Origin of the sequence: Streptomyces sp. SP18BB07 (assembly GCF_036322545.1) — a bacterium.
GTDB lineage: Bacteria > Actinomycetota > Actinomycetes > Streptomycetales > Streptomycetaceae > Streptomyces > Streptomyces deccanensis.
This window is the reverse complement of the sequence record NZ_JAQYWT010000359.1, coordinates 71,915-90,136: the sequence shown is the minus strand read 5'-3', so window position 1 is coordinate 90,136 and position 18,222 is coordinate 71,915. Positions and strand designations below refer to the sequence as shown.

Annotated in this window: 19 protein-coding genes and 1 pseudogene; 11 read left to right on the top strand and 9 right to left on the bottom strand. The window is 71.2% G+C overall.

All coding sequences use genetic code 11. The annotated features are described in order from the left end of the window. Positions 1–487 precede the first annotated feature (487 nt). Positions 488–1,729, top strand: a complete 1,242-nt coding sequence (locus PUR53_RS38205) for a PP2C family protein-serine/threonine phosphatase (RefSeq protein WP_329902112.1) — start codon at positions 488–490, stop codon at positions 1,727–1,729. Positions 1,730–1,877: 148 nt separating this feature from the next. On the opposite strand, the gene PUR53_RS38200 is transcribed toward PUR53_RS38205, so the two are convergent. The 6 genes from PUR53_RS38200 to PUR53_RS38175 form a co-directional block, all read right to left on the bottom strand. Beyond that, positions 1,878–2,057 (bottom strand): hypothetical protein, encoded by a 180-nt coding sequence (locus PUR53_RS38200; RefSeq protein WP_329911390.1) that lies wholly within the window; start codon positions 2,055–2,057, stop codon positions 1,878–1,880. A gap of 276 nt (positions 2,058–2,333) precedes the next feature. Next, positions 2,334–2,927, bottom strand: coding sequence for an alkaline shock response membrane anchor protein AmaP (gene amaP / locus PUR53_RS38195; RefSeq protein ID WP_329911388.1), 594 nt, complete (start codon positions 2,925–2,927; stop codon positions 2,334–2,336). A gap of 10 nt (positions 2,928–2,937) precedes the next feature. Continuing rightward, positions 2,938–3,627 (bottom strand): DUF6286 domain-containing protein, encoded by a 690-nt coding sequence (locus PUR53_RS38190; RefSeq protein WP_329902109.1) that lies wholly within the window; start codon positions 3,625–3,627, stop codon positions 2,938–2,940. Then, positions 3,624–4,070, bottom strand: a complete 447-nt coding sequence (locus tag PUR53_RS38185) for an Asp23/Gls24 family envelope stress response protein (RefSeq protein WP_329911387.1) — start codon at positions 4,068–4,070, stop codon at positions 3,624–3,626. The genes PUR53_RS38190 and PUR53_RS38185 overlap by 4 nt, the downstream gene beginning before the upstream one ends. Next, entirely contained in the window at positions 4,067–4,294 is a 228-nt protein-coding gene (locus PUR53_RS38180) for a hypothetical protein (RefSeq protein ID WP_045558792.1), read from the bottom strand. Before PUR53_RS38180 ends, PUR53_RS38185 begins: the two co-directional genes overlap by 4 nt. Positions 4,295–4,332: 38 nt before the next feature. After that, positions 4,333–4,800: an Asp23/Gls24 family envelope stress response protein gene (locus PUR53_RS38175; RefSeq protein ID WP_329902107.1), complete on the bottom strand. Its 468-nt coding sequence runs from the start codon at positions 4,798–4,800 to the stop codon at positions 4,333–4,335. Positions 4,801–4,931: 131 nt separating this feature from the next. Here PUR53_RS38175 and PUR53_RS38170 point away from each other — a divergent pair, with 131 nt between their 5' ends. From PUR53_RS38170 to PUR53_RS38160, 4 genes and pseudogenes are all read left to right on the top strand, one after another. Then, positions 4,932–5,762, top strand: a complete 831-nt coding sequence (locus PUR53_RS38170) for a hypothetical protein (RefSeq protein WP_329911385.1) — start codon at positions 4,932–4,934, stop codon at positions 5,760–5,762. Between the two features lie 329 nt (positions 5,763–6,091). Continuing rightward, positions 6,092–7,171, top strand: coding sequence for a fatty acid desaturase family protein (locus PUR53_RS38165; protein ID WP_329911383.1), 1,080 nt, complete (start codon positions 6,092–6,094; stop codon positions 7,169–7,171). A gap of 31 nt (positions 7,172–7,202) precedes the next feature. Further along, positions 7,203–7,561: pseudogene (locus PUR53_RS48420) on the top strand (phosphorothioated DNA-binding restriction endonuclease); the annotation flags it as partial. 393 nt (positions 7,562–7,954) lie between these two features. Next, positions 7,955–9,670 carry a SpoIIE family protein phosphatase gene (locus PUR53_RS38160; protein WP_329902104.1) on the top strand — a complete coding sequence of 572 codons (1,716 nt, stop codon included), beginning with the start codon at positions 7,955–7,957 and terminating at the stop codon, positions 9,668–9,670. 24 nt (positions 9,671–9,694) lie between these two features. On the opposite strand, the gene PUR53_RS38155 is transcribed toward PUR53_RS38160, so the two are convergent. Further along, positions 9,695–10,378, bottom strand: coding sequence for a hypothetical protein (locus tag PUR53_RS38155; protein WP_329902103.1), 684 nt, complete (start codon positions 10,376–10,378; stop codon positions 9,695–9,697). A gap of 551 nt (positions 10,379–10,929) precedes the next feature. Between PUR53_RS38155 and PUR53_RS38150 the strand changes: the two genes are divergently transcribed. The 6 genes from PUR53_RS38150 to PUR53_RS38125 all read left to right on the top strand — a co-directional run bounded on the left by PUR53_RS38150 (position 10,930) and on the right by PUR53_RS38125 (position 13,910). Next, the gene (locus tag PUR53_RS38150) at positions 10,930–11,232 is read left to right on the top strand and encodes a hypothetical protein (protein ID WP_329911415.1); all 303 of its coding nucleotides are present in this window, start codon (positions 10,930–10,932) and stop codon (positions 11,230–11,232) included. A 33-nt stretch (positions 11,233–11,265) separates the two neighbouring features. Beyond that, positions 11,266–11,643 carry a hypothetical protein gene (locus PUR53_RS38145; RefSeq protein WP_329911382.1) on the top strand — a complete coding sequence of 126 codons (378 nt, stop codon included), beginning with the start codon at positions 11,266–11,268 and terminating at the stop codon, positions 11,641–11,643. A 61-nt stretch (positions 11,644–11,704) separates the two neighbouring features. Then, positions 11,705–11,977, top strand: coding sequence for a DUF5994 family protein (locus tag PUR53_RS38140; RefSeq protein ID WP_329902140.1), 273 nt, complete (start codon positions 11,705–11,707; stop codon positions 11,975–11,977). Between the two features lie 54 nt (positions 11,978–12,031). After that, positions 12,032–12,496 (top strand): DUF5994 family protein, encoded by a 465-nt coding sequence (locus PUR53_RS38135; protein WP_443080413.1) that lies wholly within the window; start codon positions 12,032–12,034, stop codon positions 12,494–12,496. Between the two features lie 779 nt (positions 12,497–13,275). Further along, positions 13,276–13,491, top strand: coding sequence for a type II toxin-antitoxin system VapB family antitoxin (locus PUR53_RS38130; protein ID WP_329902100.1), 216 nt, complete (start codon positions 13,276–13,278; stop codon positions 13,489–13,491). Beyond that, positions 13,488–13,910 carry a PIN domain nuclease gene (locus PUR53_RS38125; RefSeq protein WP_329902099.1) on the top strand — a complete coding sequence of 141 codons (423 nt, stop codon included), beginning with the start codon at positions 13,488–13,490 and terminating at the stop codon, positions 13,908–13,910. The genes PUR53_RS38130 and PUR53_RS38125 overlap by 4 nt, the downstream gene beginning before the upstream one ends. A gap of 550 nt (positions 13,911–14,460) precedes the next feature. On the opposite strand, the gene PUR53_RS38120 is transcribed toward PUR53_RS38125, so the two are convergent. After that, the gene (locus PUR53_RS38120) at positions 14,461–17,328 is read right to left on the bottom strand and encodes an FtsX-like permease family protein (protein ID WP_329911380.1); all 2,868 of its coding nucleotides are present in this window, start codon (positions 17,326–17,328) and stop codon (positions 14,461–14,463) included. After that, the gene (locus PUR53_RS38115; RefSeq protein ID WP_329902097.1) at positions 17,325–18,062 is read right to left on the bottom strand and encodes an ABC transporter ATP-binding protein; all 738 of its coding nucleotides are present in this window, start codon (positions 18,060–18,062) and stop codon (positions 17,325–17,327) included. Before PUR53_RS38115 ends, PUR53_RS38120 begins: the two co-directional genes overlap by 4 nt. Positions 18,063–18,222: the final 160 nt, after the last annotated feature.

The window sequence follows — 18,222 nt, the reverse complement described above, 5'->3', positions numbered from 1 at the left end:
AGGATCGGCACGGTGGAAGCGGGTCCCCCGGACGCCGCTACCGACCGGCCGCCCACGGCCGCCGTCCGCCCCTTCGGTCAAGACCGGTGGCCCGGACCCGACCGCTCACCGGCGGGCCTCCCCATGTCCCGTCGGCCCAAGCCCCTTGTGGTGAACGGCATCGGCGGCGACATGCTGCCCATGGCGTAATCGGCTCGTCGGGCCGGCCGCGATGCGAGCCTGTGCCGGGCGGCGGCGTAGTCCCGCGCCGTTCTCGGCTGCCTGCGACACATCCGAGAGGGGCGGGGTGCGCGTTGCGGCGGGCACCACGTCCGGATACGTGGTCGGGGGCTGGAGGCACCCGGCGCCGTTTCCGGCCGGCACCGCCCCGCGCCGACTGGGGTGCGACGAGGCCGGGGCAGTGGGCCGCCCGGCGAACCCCGGCGTGGACGCGGCCGGCCACCCCGACCACTTCCCGATGCCCCGGGAGGAAGGGAAGCGGACAGCGATGACGGACGGTGAGCACAAGCCGGGCCGGGTGGGGGTGGACCGGTCGGAGGGATTCGGCGAACGGCTGCTGGGTGTGCTGCTGGACCGGGCCCACGAGATGCCGCCGGAGCTGATCGCCCCGCTCGTCGCGGAAGAGGTGGCCAGGGTCGGGGGGCGGGAGGTCTCCATCCTCCTGCAGGACTACGAACAGGTGCTCCTGGTGCCGCTGCCGGGCCGAGGACTGAAGGTAGGCGGCCCCGAGTCGGTCGAGGACTCCCCCGCCGGCGAGGCGTTCCTGAGCCGCAGAACGGTGGAGGTGCCGAGGGACGGCAGTGTGCGGATGTACCTGCCGTTGCTGGACGGCAGCGACCAGATCGGGGTGATGGCCGTCACCCTGGACAGCGTCGATGACGACGACCGGCGGCTGCTGCGCAGACTCGCCGGTCTGGTCGCGGACATGATCGTCACCAAGGACGCCTACACCGACCGGTTCTTCCAGGCCCGCCGCAGCGCCCCGATGAGTGTGGCCGCGGAGATCCAGTGGTCGTTGCTGCCCCCGCTGTCGATGACGATTCCGCAGGTCGAGGTGGCCGGCATCCTGGAGCCCGCCTACGACGTGGCCGGCGACAGCTTCGACTACGCCCTCAACGGCGACATCCTGCACGTGGCCATGATCGACGCGATGGGCCACGGGCTGGACGCGGCGACCATGGCGACGGTGGCCATCGGTGCCTATCGCCACACGCGACGGGCCCATACCGATCTGTCCCAGGTGTACGCGTTCATGGACCGGGCCATCAACGAGCAGTTCGGCCCCGACCACTTCGTCACCGCGCAGATGATGATCCTCGATATCGCCACAGGCCGACTGCAGTGGGTCAACGCCGGGCATCCAGCCCCGTTCCTGATCCGGGACCGCGCCGTGGTGGACCGGCTGGAGAGCCCGACCACGTTGCCGGTCGGCTTCGGCGGTGAGGAGCCGGTGGTCAGCGAGCGGATGCTGCGACCCGGCGACCGGTTGCTGTGCTTCACCGACGGCCTGATCGAGGAGCACCACACCGGCGGGGAACAGTTCGGAGAGGGGCAACTCATCGAGTGGACCAACCGGATCCTCCGGGACCGCACGCAGGTACGGGCGGTGGTGCGAGCCCTCTCCCACGCCCTCAAACACGAACGCGGCGGCGCCACGACCGACGACGCGACCATCTTCCTCGTCGAGTGGCGAGGCGGCGACGCCGATCATCTGGCTGCCCTCGACTGAGCCCGCGACACACCGACTCCCTCACTGAAGCCTGCCGCTGCCCGGGGTTCGTACTCATTGGTCGCGCATGCGATCAGGCTCGTACCTAACTGTTCGAGGTCCGCCAGTGACGTGAGGAACGGGCGGGGCCCGGACTGGTCCAGGGCATTCAGGAGTGGTCAGCGGGCCGGGGGCCGGAGGAGCGCCAGATGGAGCGGGCCGCCAGGTAGAGCAGATCGGCGATGAGAAGCAGTACGCCGGTGGACATCAGAGAGAGCATGCCATCGACGGCCGCGCCGATGGCGACCAGAGCGATTCCGGCGATGAGCAGGGTCAGGAAGACGATCATGGCGGGATGCCTCCTGGGAGGGGACCGTACGGCATCCGCGTGTTCTCCCGGCTACGGCGGGACACGCGGATCCCGTACTCGATGTCGCGCCGGCCGAGGAGTGGGCCGGCCGAGGAGTCGTACGTGACGGCCCTCGGTGTACAAGGCCGCTACGAGTTGGCGGCGTCCGCCGACGGTGTGCCCCCCGAGTTTGGCCTTCCGCATGCCGGACGTCGGATTCAGGAGTCCGGGACGCCTCGCAGCCGGTACCCCCGCGGGGCGTCGTCCCAGGGGATCTCAGGCGGCGCGTCGGGCGCGGTGGCGGGCTTCCCGTAGCCGCACCTTCGACGGGAGGCGGTCCAGGCCGGCCGAGTCTCGTGCGTGTGCGAGCGTTTCCCGGCTCAGTCGCCCCAGAGTCCGCGCGGGGTCGGCGTGAGGTTCCAGCAGCAGCCGTACGCGTGCGGTGGGAGCGGTACGTCGGCCCGCCAGCCGTACATGAGCCCGTGAGACCCCGTCCAGGGCTTGCGCCTCTTCCTCGATGACGTGCTCCAGCGTGCGGCCGTCGAGCCGGGCCGCCGGGCCGTCTTCGATGTCGACGAGGACCTGGCCCAGGCGGTGTCTGCGTTGCGCGAGGAGCCACCACAGCAGCAGGACCAGCAGCACGGCGAGCACCGCGATGACGGTCGGCCACCACCAGCCTTCCTCCCGCCACCGGGTGCGTCCCTCGGTGCCCAGCACCACATCGCCCGGCCCGCGGAAGGGCCACCAGCCCGGCACGCCGAAATCCCAGTGCCGCTGCAGATCCAGGCCGCCCAGTAGTACGCCGCCGCCCAGAGCGAACAGTCCGAGGCCGAGCAGCCCCAGCAATACCCGGTTCACTGTCTTGAGCATCGAGATCGCCTCAGTCCTTCTTGGGGCGCCGGACGCGCACGGTCACCTTGGGTCGCCGGGCGAGACGCAAGGACGTCACGCTTTCCCCCAGCGTGGCGTCCAGGTCGGTGCGGACCTCCTCAAGATCGCGGAAATGTGCCCGCGCCAGGGCTTTGACCTTCCGGCGGCCGACAGTGACCCGTGCCGACTGGACACCGGGTACCTGCATGGCCCGGTCGCGCAGAACCAGGGCGGCCGCACGGCGGTCGAGTCCGGCGCGGACCTCCTCTGTCCCGGGGGCACCGGTGGGCTGCCGCATGGGCAGCAGCCTGCGCAGACCCGGCGTCACCGCCAGCAGGAAAAGCCACAGGCCGAGGGCCATCGCCCCTGCGGCCCCGACGATCATCCAGGTGTCGTCCAGCGGCCGTGTGGCCAGCTCCTCGGCGAGCCGCCGCCGCCAGCGCATCGCACTTCGGCCTGCCCGCACCGAGACCACGTCGTACAGGAGCAGTCCCGTGGCCGCGGCCGACAGCAGGGCCACCAGAGCCGCGGGAATCCGCCGTGGCGACCAGAAACGGCGCGTCGGCCGACCTGATTCGTCCTTCGCCGCCGTCGCATCCGGGTCCGTCCCCGGGGTGCCCTCGGCAGACGGAGCCGCCGGTCCGGAGTCGGCGGGAGGGGCGCTGTCGCGGGTCAGCTGCCGCCAGGTTTTCGCACTCATCTCACCCTCCCCTGGCCCGTGTGCCGCGTGTGCACCGAGTGCAGCCTCTCGACCGACACCACGAGTTCGGACACCTCCATGCCGGCCCACGTGCTGAGCCGTTCGGTGACCTCCCGGCGCACCGCGGCGCACTGCGCCCCGATGTCGGACGGATAGCCGAGCTCGACGGTGATGCGCACCCGCGCCTCGCCGAGCACCGCCTGCCGTACGGCGGCGGGTTCGGCGTCTCGTCCTCCGGTGTTCCGCTCCGGTGCCCGCCGCACGGATGTGTTCACGTGTGGCGGCCGGCGTCCGGGTGGTACGTGGCCGGTCGACTCGGTGAACCGGGTCAGCGCCTCACGCGCCGCCCGGGAAGCGATCTTCGCGACGACCCGGTCGGCGACGGTGATCGCGCCGCGCTCCCCGCGGGGGACGCCCGTACGCCGATCTGCTTCACCGGTCACTGCCGCCAGTCTCCCCGAGTGCGTCGCCGGTCGTCGCGGATCCGCTCCTGCCGGTCCCGGCGGCGGACGAAGTCGCCCGGCTCGAGATCACCTTCCATGAACCGCCCGACCACGAGACCGAGGACACCCAGTCCCAGCACCAGCACGAAAGCCCAGAAGTCACCGAAATACGCGGCGAAACCCAGCGCCATTCCGGCCATCAAGCCCACCACGGCCCTGCTCATCACGCGCTCCTTCACTCCAGCGGGCTGCTCCGCCCCGGCTACTGGATCCGCTGCCGCTCTTCCCCTTCGTCCTCGTCGTCCGGCAGCTTCACGTCGCTGACCATGAGGTTGACTTCCACGACTTCCCGACCCGCCATCCGCTCCACCGCGGAGATCACGCTCTCCCGCACCGCACCGGCCACGTCCGTGATCGAGACGCCGTAGTCGACGACGACCTCCAGATCGATGGCCGCCTGCAGTTCTCCGACCTCGACACTGACCCCTCGCGTGACGGATTTGCCGCTGTCGGAGCCAGGCATGCGCTCCCGCACGGATCCCATCGAGCGCGCGAATCCACTGCCCAGGGCATGGACGCCGGGCACGTCCCGTGCCGCCATTCCGGCGATCTTCTCCACCACCACGTCGGCGATGGTCGTCCGGCCGCGCGAACCGGGCGCACCGGGCGCACCGCCCAGGCCACGCGAACCGGGCGCACCGCCCTGCCTTACGCCGGTGTTCTCAGTCATCGGGATTCCTCCCTCATGAGGCTCACACAGCACTCACGTGTACGATTAGGGTCATTCTAGTACATTTCTAATTAGTGCATTTCGAACGATTTTCGTCCAAAGATTCGTCCAAAGAGGAGGGCGAGGGGACGGTGGCCATCGAGGCGTGGACGCAGGCAGTACGGCATCAGCTCGCCCTGGGCAGACTGCTCCCGCTGGGCGGGCCCGACGACGGGACATGGATCACCGAGCAAGCGGCCGTCCGGGACCTCGGGCGCGCGGCCGACGAAATTCCCGGTGTCCGGCTGGAGACCCTGCGCATCGGGTCGGCACCGCACGAGCCCGTGTCCGAGCCGGCCGTCCGTCCGCCGGCCAGCGCGCTACCGCCCGGCCCGCTCAGGATCGAGGCCACCTTCGCGGCATCACTCGGGGAGCCGCTGCCTCACACCGCCGACCAGCTGAGGAGCGCACTGCTCAACTGGGCCTCCGAACGGCTCGGCCTGGTCACCGTGACAGCCGACCTGCGGGTAACGGGTCTCCTTGAGGGGCCGGAGACAGTCGTGAAGTCGCGGACCACAGCGGATCCCATGAGTCCGGCGCCGAAAGCCGCAGCCACTGCCACAGCCACAGCCACGCGAAGCTCGCCCCCGGTGACCGGAACAGGATCCATGCGGGGGCCCGCCGGGGAGCTCGCGGACGTCGTGACGGGTGTTCCGGGCGTCGCCCGCCTCGCCGCCGTGCCGGGTAGCAGCCCGGTCAAGATGGTGGACCATGACGATCCACCCGGCCGGCACGTCGAGATCCAACTCGCGGTCGCCCCCGGACACCATCCGTTGGCAGTGGCCCGCGCCGTCCGGGACGCCGTAGCCGACGCGGTCATCACCAGCGCCACTGGCACCACGGGCTCGGTCACCGCCGCCGTCCTCATCACAGAAACCGCGGCCTGGCCGCCCGGGCGTCAAGGGCCGCCGGTGCCAAGGTGACGGTGTCTCGACCACGAATGGCGTCAGCCCCGGTCTGCCCACCCCGCTCCACGGACGCGCATCACCGGCCGACGTCGTTCGCCATGAAGGTGCCCGCACGCTCGCTGTGGAAGCCCTGCCCCGTCACGGTGTAAGACCTGCCCGGCAGGGCACTCGCAGCCAGACAGGAGGTTTGCACGGCCGTCGGCTTGACGAAGCAAACGTCCTCCTCGCTCCGCGGTCGTGCGCTGCGCTTCCCGCTGCGGAGGAAGCGCATACCCAGCTGCGGCCCGGTCTCAGCGGCTCCCAGGCGGCGCCGAGCCGCTGCCTCCTTCGGAGAGAGTCTCATCATGAGCAGCAATACGACGGTTCGCCCCCTTCTCCCGAAGACGCCGGGCAGCGACTTCGCCCGACTGTCGCGAAAGATCGCTGATGCCGGCCTGATGGGGCGCCGTCCCGGCTATTACGCACTGCGGATCACCGGGGTGGCCGCGCTCTACGTCAGTGGGTGGGCCGCCGTCGCACTCGTCGGCGCCAGTTGGTGGACCCTGGCGGTCGCCGCATTCCTGGCCGTGGTCTTCGGCCAGGTCGCCCTGCTCGCCCATGACGCGGCCCACCGTCAGGTGTTCCGCCGACGCCGGGCCAGCGAAGCATCCGGGCGGATCGCCGGCGCCGGCGTCGGGATGAGCTACGGCTGGTGGCAGGACAAGCACACCCGCCACCACGCCAACCCCAACCATGAGGGACTCGACCCCGACCTCGCCCCCGACCTGCTGGTCTGGTCCCAGGATCAGGCCCGGGCCGCCAAGGGGCTCCCCCGTTTGATCGGCCGCTGGCAGGCGTTCCTGTTCTTTCCGCTCCTCACCCTGGAGGGGTTCAACCTGCACGTGTCGAGCGTGAAGGCGCTGGCCAACCGCTCGCTCAAACACCGAACTCTCGACGGCACCCTGCTGTTCACGCACTTCGCGCTCTACCTGACCGTCCTGCTGTGGCTGCTGCCGCCCGGCATGGCGATCGCCTTCCTCGCCGTCCACCAAGGCCTGTTCGGCATCTACCTGGGCTCCCTCTTCGCGCCCAACCACAAGGGCATGCCGATCCTGACAGGCGAGGACCGCCCGGACTTCCTGCGCCGCCAAGTGCTCACCTCACGCAACGTGCGTGGCGGCCTGTTCACGGACATCGCACTGGGCGGGCTGAACCATCAGATCGAGCACCACCTGTTCCCCAGCATGCCCAGCCCCAACCTGCGCAAGGCCCGGACCGTCGTGCGGCGCCACTGCCAGGAACTGGGTCTGGACTACGTGGAGACCGGGCTGCTCACCTCCTACCGCCTGGCCCTCGCCAGTCTCCATCAGGCCGGAGCACCGCTCCGGCACGCCCACGTCCCGGCCCAGGAGCGTGCGGCAGCCATTGGCGGCAGTGACGTGTAGCGGACTGGCACCAAGCTCCGGGCTCGGGCTCCGAGCTCCGGGCTCGGGCTCCGAGCTCCGGGAGCTCCGGGAAGAGGGGGTCGCCGGACAGCTCGCACCCGAACCGGGGTCAGCGCTGCGACGCGACCGCCAACTGCTCACCCGGATCGCACGGTTACTGCCAGGGGGTCCAACACCCCTCGACGGCACGGAGGCAGCGGGACCAGCGGATGCGAGAGCCGGTGCTGACCGCCTACGAGTACCAGTGGCCTGCTGCGACTACGGGGGCAAGATCGGCGCGGTGCCGGTCGGCTTGGAAGCCGCGCACGTGCGCTGGTGGGCCTTCGCGGCCCGGCCGATGTCGACAACGGTCCGCGCCTGTGCTCACCGCACCACAAACTCCTCGACGAAGTCGACAACGCGTCGAGCGAGGGCGAACCCCCCTCCTCGTTGTCACTCAGGAGCAATGAGGGCACACGGTCATCTGGGCTCGTGGCCTCCGAGGCCCGTGCTGCGGGAGCGGCGCGTCGCGCCATGGGAACGCATGGCCCTTCCGGCCGAGGCCGGGCGCCGCGCCTTGACCGGCACCGCCCGCGCCGGAGCAGGTCGTACGCCGAAGGCCGCCGTACGCCGCCGACCGGCTCGGCGACGACCGCTACCCGTACCCGTGGTACACCATGGGCCGGAGGCAAGGTCGCCGAGTTGATCGAGCCAAGTCGGGGAGCCATCGATCGACCGGTGTGTCGGTCTGCCGATGCCCCCGCGGTCTTCGGCGAGGGTTTCCATGACTGGAGGGGCGGCGTTGTGGAGGATGTGGGAGACGAGGGGCGGTGGTGGTCGGCGGCCGAGCCGGGCTTCTGGCGGCAGGTCGTCGAGCAGCTGGGTACAGCCCTGATCGTGACGGATCCGGCCGGACGTATCCTCGCGGCCAACCTGACAGCCGAGCGGCTACTGGGCCGCTCCGCTGCGGCGATGCGCGGAGAGGACGCACACGACCTGCTGCACCGGGACGCGGGCGGCGGCACGATCCCCCGGGAGCGGTGCCCGCTGCTGCGGGCCGTGGCCGCGAGGGCCGAGGCACGCGGAGAGGGCGACATCTGTCTGCGCGGTGACGGTCGCCTGGTCGCGATCTCCTGGTCCGCTTCTCCCCTGACGGTCGACGGCGCCTTCATGGGCATGACCGTGCTGGTCACCGACACCGCCGGCGACCGCAGCGCGCGTCGGGAGCGTGCGGCCTATACACGTGCTCTGGAGGACCTCAACGAGCGGCTGACGCTGGTCGCGGAGATCACCGACGTGCTCGGTCAGACGCTGGAGACCGATGAGGCCCTCGCCCGGCTGGGCCGTCTGCTGGTTCCCCGCCTCGCCGACTGGGCGGCGGTGGACCTCCGGGCCGGTTCCGGCCAGGTCCACCGTGTGGCGGTGACGGGTCCCGAGGGCCGGGACACCGCGCAGGAGGACTGGCGCGAGCGCCTTCCCGAGGCCGGGGAGGAGGACCGCTCCCCTCTGGTCCAGGTGCTGAACGGCGGTGATCCCGTCCTGCAGCGCGAGGCGGACGTGGCCGCACCGACCGCCTCTGCCCTGGCCGCCGTCCACAGCGGCTTCCTGCGGGCCGCCGGCGCGGCGTCCGCCGTCACGGTACCGCTGGGCTCCGGGCGGCAGGTCACCGGCGCCCTGACGCTGGTGCGCACGGACCCGGCGCACCCCTTCGACGCCGACGACCTGACAGTGGTGAGCGACATCGGCCGCCGGGTCGGCCTGGTCATCGACAACGCCCGCCGCTTCGGCCGCCAGCGCGCCGTCGCCGAGGCCATGCAGCGCAACCTGCTCGCCCCGCTGCCGCAACCCGGCCGGCTGCGGCTGGCCGCCCGCTACCAGCCCGCCCCGGCCGGCTCCCAGGTCGGTGGCGACTGGTACGACGCGTTCGAGCGGAAGGACGGCACACTCGCGCTGGTCATCGGCGACGTCGTGGGCCACGACCTGACCGCGGCGGCCGGCATGGCGCAACTGCACGGCATCCTGCGCTCACTGGCCTGGGACCACAGCGGCCCGCCCGGCGCCGTCGTCGACCGCCTCGACGACGCCATGCCCGCCATCACCAGCGTCCCCATGGCCACCCTCGTCCTCGGCCTACTCGAAGGCGATCCGCACGCCGGTCCGTGGACGCTGCGGTGGACCAGCGCGGGGCATCCGCCGCCTCTCCTGCTGACGGTGGACGGACAGGCGCAGTACCTCGAAGCGGGACAGGGACTCCTCCTCGGTGCTCCTCCGGGCACCGGCGGCAGCCGGCCGAGCGCCGCGCAGTCCCTGCCGCCGGGTTCCACCCTGCTGCTCTACACCGACGGCCTGATCGAGATCCCGGGCAGCGACCTGGACACCGGCCTCGCCCGTCTGCGCCGCCACGCCCTCGACCTCGCCCACGAACCGCTGGACACCCTGTGCGACCAGCTGCCCGCTCGCATGCCGCCCGGCAGCACCGACGACGTGGCCCTCCTCGCCCTGCGCCTGCCGTCGCCGTGACCGCCGCGGCCCGGGACGTGCTGCTCAGGTCTCGAGGACCAGGACGCGGAACGGGCCGAGTGGGGCCGCCCGAGGTGTGTCGCCTTCGATGTACCGCCACCCCCAGGACCGCAACGCGTCGACGGTCCTGTGGTCGGAACGGTTCACCAGCGTGACGCCGACGGCGGCACCGTGGTCGGTGAGCAGCCGTTTCTGCAGGCGCCGGGCGAGGTTCCAGGCACGGTCCTGGTTCTGCCTGCGTACGCGGGACGGGACGTGGATCCCGGAGATCACGAAGAGGCGTCCGGAGGCGGCGAGCCGGAGCAGCCTCCCCGGTAGGTATCCGTCGAAGCCCTCCCACCACGGACCGTCGCCGCGCACGGGGAAACCGTAGGCGCATCCCGTCAGCGCGGTGGTCTCCGCGACCAGCAACTCGAATCCCGGTCGCCGTACGTCGGCCGCCAGCCGCCGCAGGAAGTCGCCGCGGGCCTGGTTCCACGCCCAGGGGCCACCGCCGGACGTCTCCGCGTACAGATCGCCCAGCTCCTGCAGATGGTCCTCGATCTGAAGCCGGGACAGCGGACGGACACGTTGCCCCTCTCGGGGCGAGGAGCCTCGTTCCGGCCTTGACGGGCTGGGCTTCCCCGTACCCGTACTGCGCCGGTCCGGGGCGGCGGGCCGCCCAAGGAGCTCCGTGGTCGTCGGCGGAACCGGCACGTTCACGATCATGAGGCAAGCCCTGCCCCGGGCACGCGCGGATCCGGCCCGGCGTCGTCGGTCGCCGAGAGCGGCACCGGTGTCGGAGCCGGTGTGCGACGTGCCCTCGGTGTCTTCAACCGTACTCCCGGGGCCGCGGCCCCCCTTGTGGACCGACGGCGGCCTGGAACGCCGAGGTGGGTACGGCGGTCCGTCCGCTCCCCGTCGGACGGGGCACGCGGGAGTACGGTGGACGTACCGAGGGCATGTCGCACACCGGCTTCCGCGCCGGTCTCGTCCTCGGCGAGACACTTCGCCGGAAGCCCCGCACAGCGCGGCGGTTTCCGGAGACAGGTCAACACGATGGCCTCGGCCTTCGACACGTTCCCCGCCGCCGACGCGTGGCCAGAGCCCGACCCGCGCAGAGCCGTGCTGCTGCTCTTCACCACCAGCACCACCGGCACCACGGGCACCACCGGCACCACGGGCACCACTGCGCCACGGACTTCACGCCTCCGTGGAACGGCGGGTCCGCTTCTCCCGAGCGCTTCTCCCGTTCGACTATCCGTCAGGCCGTGACCGCCATGGACATCGTCCTCACCATCGCCGCGTTCCTCGTGCTCATCGCCGGCGGAGCGTACGTGATCCACCGGCTCAACTCCGCACACGGCGAGAGGATCGCCTCGCACTCCTACAGCCGTTTCCTTCCCGGCCGCCCGGCCGCCGGCGACCGCGCCGCCGACAACACCGCACCGCCCCCACCGCACTCCGCCCCGTCCGCCGCGCACGAGCGTCGTGACCATAGCGACGGCGGCCGGGGACGCTTCCGACCGCGCCGCCACCGGGACCGGACCACGCACAACAAGCCGAATCTCGCAGGGCGTTGAGGCCGAGTGCCCCACAGGACAGAGGTCGCATCCATGCACGCGTCGCCCCGCCGCAGCCCCGGCCCCGGCCCCGGCAGCACCCACGGCACAGGTGAAGATCCGCCGGCGCACGAGACCGCGGACGGTGATATCCCCGTGGGCGGAGACGGCGATCCCCCCGTAGGCGGACTCGCGGAGGTCCGCATCATCGCCGCCGGCCCCGACATCGCCCAACGGGTGGCGCAGCTGCTGCGCCGGCACTTCCGCTGCGACGAGCCGCGCAGTTACCCCGCGGGCGCCGAGGGGCGCGACACCCTGCTCCATCTCACCGTCGACACCGGGCACGTCGCCGACGAGCCCTCCGCCGAGTCGCCCTGGCTGACCACCAGCCACACCCAGGCACGGCGCGCCCACACCGACGAGCCGGGCTGACCCCGGCCCACCGCAGCACCGGCCGTCGTACGACGGCCGCCCGAGGACAGGAACCGTGACCATGAACCCGCCCACCGGCCCAGGCCCACCGCCCAGGGCCGACGACCGCGCCCCGGCCCGCCTGAACGGAGCGGCCTGGTCCGCGGCTCCTGGCCGGATGCTCGTCGCCAACCAGGTCGTACGGCTACGGAAGACGGTTGCCATGCACGTCCCGGACACCGTTGTCCTGCTCGCCCCCGGCCACGGCCGCTGGGACCTGCTGGTCGTGCCGCCCGGCACCACCGAGGAGGCGGCCGAGCCGATCATTGCCGCCGCGCTCGGCGACCGCGCCTGACCCGGCAGGAGTAGCGTGGACGCGAGGAGGGCCCCGAACAGGCAGGTGAGCACGATGCCCGATCCCGACTCTGCGCCTCCGGCAGGAGTTCTGGCGGACGGTGTGCACGAATCCATGCGTCCCGGAACGGCACTCCTGCGGCTCACCACGACTCACGAACGCCGGAACATCCTCGACGGTGCGTGGTGGCCCCGCTCCAGGAATCTCACCACCGAACTGCCCGGTCTGATCAGCGCACTGACCGAGCGCCTCGGACCGATCACACGGATCGGCCTGGACTCCGCGGCCTGGGACGACATACCGACGCGGATGACCGTCGACGACCGTGTGGTGCACATCGACGTCTTCTCCGTGGGCGACGACACCGCGCTCGTGACCCGAGGGGACCAGGACCACTTCTCCCTGCTCGTGGTCCCACCGGACACGCCCCCCGAGGCGGCGCGGGCCGCGATCACCGAAGCGGTCCGATCCGGCAACCCCAAGCAGGCCCAGCAGATCCTGATCGACACCAGCCTTTGACTCAGCTCAGATGCGGCAACAGACCGTCAAGGTGGCCTTGTCCTGCCTACGCATGTCGGCAGGGCCCGGTCAGCGGCGCTCGCCTGACACACCCGCCGACAGCTTCTCCTGGACGACTCTCCGGATACGCATGAGCGAAGGCACCCACGGCCGGCCCGTGCGTCGTCGGCGCGCTAGCGGAGAGGAACGGTTCCCCGCGGCCCGCAAACCCGTCTGCCGGATGTCGCGTCGCGCCCTTGGCGTGCCCGTAAGAACGGAGAACCACGGTCGATTACGGTGCGATCCGGGCTGACGGCACGGAGAATTCAAACCGCGTAGACGCAGGTCAGACACCATGCACCCCCGCAAACGCCGTCGCTTCCCAAGCTGAGAGCGCGAGTTCGATTCTCGTCACCCGCTCCACGCGAAACCCCAGGTCAGTGACCCGGGGGTTCCTTTTTGTCTAGACCGGTGAGCGGGTGGCGCACCACAACCGCGCCATAAGGACCCGCTAGGTCCCGGTGGCCTCCTCCTGGTGGTGCGCGGAGTCGCCCGTGTGGTTCTTCGCCCGCTCGGCGCGCACCATCTCGTCAAGGCGGCCGCCAAGTCGCGCTGCCGCTCGTCGTCGGAGTGCTACGCACTGTAGGAGCGGGCACTGACAACCACGCTTGGCGTGAGTCCCGAATGGCCCCGGACGTCGGCTGCCCAGGTAGCGAATCCCGTACTTCACGAAGCGCATCAATAGAGCATCAATAGAGATACAATCTGCGGCAGAGTTTATATCTAAGGAGGTGCAGTCGATGACGAGGACTGTGATCGACCTCGACGACCAACTGGTCGCGGACGTGGCCAAGGCCCTGGGCACAAGCACGAAGAAGGAGACAGTGAACACCGCGCTGCGCGAGGTGTTGGAGAACCGGCGGCGTGCTCTGGCGCTTACCCGCCTGCGGGCGGCTGCCGAGGAGGGCGCCTTTGACCTGGACCTCTTCGAGGACAAGAGGAACTACCGCCGGTGAACGCCGCGCAATTCCTGATCGACACCAGCGCCCTCGCCCGCCTACTACGCGGCGACGCCGAGCAATACGGATGGGACCAGGCGGCAGCCGCAGGGCTCATCGCCACGTGTCCCATCACCGAGTTGGAGTTCTTCTACAGCGCGCGCTCGGCCGCCGACCGTACCCAAGGCATCGAGGACATGCGCCTGCTCTTCGGCTGGGTGCCGGTCGACGACCGCGCCTACGACCGTGCATGGCAGGTCCAGGAAATCCTCACCCAACGCGGACAGCACCGCAGCGCCGGAGCCGTCGACCTCGTGGTGGCCGCCACGGCCGAACTGCAGGGGCTGACCCTCCTGCACCGTGACCGAGACTTCGAGTGCATCGCCTCTGTCACCGGCCAGGCACTCCAGTGGTACGGCCCCGAAGCGGGCAAATGAAAGAGGCCGAACGCCGACTGCTCTGCACGAGCCCAACTCATCCTCTCGCTGGAATCGAGCTGCGCTGACAGGGCTGTACACGTGCGAAGGCGCCCCCGCCCGCACGCCGGACCGAACCTGACCGATCGCATGGTCAGTCCGCCCACGCACTCTGCCGAACGGTCTTCGCCGTCCGTGCCCACAGCGTGCCCATAAGAGCGGACAACCACGGTCAGCAGCGGTGCGACCCGATCCCCACGATCACCCCAGGGAGAGGGCATCTGCACAGGTCGGAGTCACGGCCCCCACGACTCTGGTGCTGAGGAGCGCCCCCACTCCATCTGCCTCCCACACCAGCCTGACCACAGAATCGGGCGTCTCTGCCCGTTGGCAAAGTGGGTGGATGCTTCCTCCGCCTGAGCCCCGCGCAACGACCGTCGCGCCCAGAGGTAGAGATGGCCCGGAAAGCGCTGGCCAGCTTCGAGCAGCATCCCTTCGGACGGGGACTACCTCCTGCCCCTGGACGAGGGTGCTTCACCCTCGTCCAGGGGCAGGGTCCGGCGACGGAGGCTCAGTGCGCGGCGCGGCGGGCCAGCGCCCCACGCGAGCGGGTCACCAGCGCGGCCAGCAGGGCGGCGCCGAGGGGCACGGCCACCAGGAGGGCGGCGAGCGTCTCCCAGGGGACGATGATCGGCACGTACGGCGGGGCGTCACCGGCGCCGCCCCAGCCGTTGTCGAGAGCCTCCTGGTAGAAGCGCATCTGCTCGCGCTCCTCGGTGAGCCGCAGCCCGACCGCGGGCAGGACACCGGCCGCCGAGCCGAGGACCACCCCCATCGCGGCGACCACACCGCACTGGAAGCCGCTGAGCATGCGGCGCACCCGGGGCGGCGCTCCGACCGCGGCGAGCGTCTTGAGATCGGCCTCCGCGTCGGCCTGGGCGAGACCGGTGGCGATGCCGGCCGCACCGATGGTGACCAGGCCGGCGAAGACGGTCAGCGCGAGCAGGACGAGCCCGTTCTCGTCGACCCAGCCCCGCTCCACGGTCAGCTCGACGTTGCTGCCGAGCTTGGCGATCTCGGCGTCGAGCTTCTGCCGCTCCTCGGTGCTGGGCATCCGGTCGGTGCTGAAGAAGGCGCCGAGGGGGACGGTGGTCAGTCCGGCGGCCTTGGCGGCGGCGGGGCTGAGCACGCTCTGCACTCCGTAGGAGTCGGGCGAGCCGGGCACCTGGTAGGCGGGGAAGGACTTCAGCTCGCCCGGGACCGGCTTGCTCTGCTCGGCGGCGCGGTCGGCGGCCTTCGAGTCGGTGATCAGCTTGATGCCGACGGTGCCGTTCCTGTCGACCTGGGGCTTGTGGAAGCTGAGGAGCTTTCCGTCGGCGAGGGCCTTGGCCGCGCCCGGGTCGTCGATGCCGAGGACCTTCAGGAGCGGGGCGTCGGCGATGAGGAGACCGCCGTCGACGTAGATGCCGTGGCCGTCGGGCGAGAGGCAGCGCCAGTCCTTGGCGAGCGCGCGCCGCTGCTCCTTGGTGTACTTCTCCGCCGGGTCGGAGCCGTCGGGGGTGCTGACCCACAGCGGGCACTCGTTGGCCGGCGGGGTGACGACCTCGAACCTGCCACAGCCCTCGCCCTCGTCATACGGGGCGCAGCCGGGCTTGCCGACGGCGATCCGGGACACATCGGCGCGGACGTCGACGGGCAGCGTCCGCTGCACGGCGTCGCGGACCTCGGGGACGTCCCGGCCGCCCTCCTCGGTGACGAGCGCGGCGACGGCCCCGTACGGCAGGCTGGCCCGGTACTCGGCCAGACTCTGGGCGTCGCTGCTCGCGGCGTACGTCGAGACGGCGACGGTGCCCGCGACGGCGGCCAGGACGGCGGCGACAGCGGGTGCCGTACGGCCCCGGTTGCGGACGGCGTCCCGCAGGGCGAGGCGCGGCGAGAGCGGCAGCCAACGGCTGGCGCGGCCGAACAGGCCGACCAGGGCGGGTGTCATGGCGACCACACCCAGCTCGGCGATGGCGGAGCCACCCGCGACCAGGACGAACTGGTCGGAGACGACCGAGCCGTACAGGGCGATGGCCGTGCCGATCAGGACGGCGCCGAAGCCGATCAGCGGCAGCACGCGGTTGCTGCGGCGCACGCCGCGACGGCCGGTGAGGGAGGCCAGGACGGTCTGCCGGGAGGCGGTGACGGCCGGGACGATCGCGGCGAGCAGGCCGGTGAGGACGGCGAGCGCGGCGATGGCGAGCAGTTCCAGCGGCTTGACGGTGAAGCCACCGAACCGCTGCCCCATGTAGTCCTCGAGGAACGGCCGGAGGACGAAGGTCAGGATCAGGGCGAGGACCGTGCCGACCAGGGCCGCCGCGACGCCGATGACGAGGCCGCCGCTCAGCACGATGGCCCGGATGTGGCTGCGGGCACCGCCGTTGGCGCCGACCAGGCCCAGCTGGCGGCGGGAACGACGGGCACCGACGGCGAAGGCGGGACCGGCGAGCAGACAGATCTCCAGCATCGCCAGGCCGACGACCGTGCCCACAGCGGCGAGCGCGGCGGCGTCGGCGGCCCCGCTGCTCTCGTAGTTGGCCCAACCTTCCTTCTGGTAGAGCGGCACCTCGGAGTCGGCGGGCGGGTCGAGGGCCACGGCGCGCGAGGTGACCAGGACACCCTTGGCGTTGATCGCCTGGACCGTGTTCCACGTGAAACCACCGGACTTCTTCACCAGGTAGGTGGTGGAGTCTTCGGGCTTCGGCAGTCCGGCCTTCTCGACCGCCTTGGCGTACGGCGCGAGGAAGGCCCCCGGCAGGGCGTTGACCTGCTGTGCCGTGAGGTCGCTGGGCAGCTCGTACGAGCCGCTGATCACATAGGTGCGGTCGAAGCCGCGGGCGGTGAGGGTGGAACCGACGGACAGCCCGCTGCTCTCCAGGAACCGGGTGGTCGCGGCGATCTCGTCGTTCTTCTCGGGGAAGCGGCCCTCCTGCAGCCGCATGATGCCCCGGGCGACGGGATCGACGGCGGCCAGCTCACGGACCTCGGCCTGGAGCAGACCGTGCCTGGTGGTCAGCTTGGCGCTGCCCCTGCTGTCGGTCAATACCGTCGAACCGGCCGGAATGCTCTTGGTGACATCGGTCGGGCCGTCAGGCCAGGACTTGCCCGGCGAGTCGTAGTCCCCGGCCGGGGTGTGCTGCTCGCCCGCGGGGTCCTGCAGGATGGCCACGCCGGCCGCTCGGGCATCGGAGAAGCGAGCGTCGGCGGCACCCAGGGTGCGCTCCATCTGCTGAGCGGGGGTGAGTTCGGCGCTGCGCAGGGTCAGGTCCAGGGCGCTCACGCCCAGGATCGGCAGCGCGATCATGGCGAGGACGAGGAAGCTGCGGCCCTTGTAACGCCAGGCGTCACGGCGGGCGATGCGGACCGCGGCCCGCCAGGAGTGGAACCAGGTCGTCACCGCTGGGCCGCCCGGCCGGTCAGGAGCGAGTCGGCGTCGCTGCGTAGGGTCTGGTCGACGACGGCGCCGTCCCGCAGGAAGACGACCCGGTCGGCCCAGGCGGCGAACCGCGGCTCGTGGGTGACCATGATGCCGGCGGCTCCGGCGTCGCAGCGGGAGCGCAGCAGGGCCAGCACGGACTCGCCGGTCTCGGAGTCGAGGGCGCCGGTGGGCTCGTCGGCGAGGACGAGCCGGCGGTCGCCGACGAGGGCGCGGGCGATGGCCACGCGCTGCTGCTGGCCGCCGGACATCTCGTCGGGGAACCGGTCGGCGAGATGGCCGAGGTCCATCTCGGCGAGGGCGGCGAGGGCCTCGGTGCGGGCCTTGCGGGCCGATATGCCGTCCAGCTCGCGGGGCAGGGACACGTTCTCGGCAGCGGTGAGGGCCGGGATGAGGTTGTAGTCCTGGAAGACGTAGCCGATGCTGCGGCGGCGCAGGGCGGCAAGCCCCTTGATGCCGAGGGCGGTGATGTCGGTGCCCTCGACGAAGACCTGCCCGGAGGTGGGGGTGTCGAGGCCGCCGGCGATGGTGAGCAGGGTGGACTTGCCGGAGCCCGACGGGCCCATGACGGCGACGAGTTCACCCGGGTGGACGTCGAGGTCGATGCCGCGCAGGGCGTGCACCTCGGTGGCGCCGGAGCCGTGGACGCGGGTCAGGTTCTGCAGACGCAGCACGGGCTGCTGCTGTGTGGACATGGTTCCCCCTCGGGCGTACGCGAGCGAACGGCCGGACGTCGGTGCGACGGACGGTCGTTGGCGGCGCCGTGCGTACGGTATGGATCTGGTCGGGTGTTTGGAGTGTTCAGGTGGTACGGGTGGATCCGGTGGGTCGGGTGGATCCGGTGGACGCGGTCGG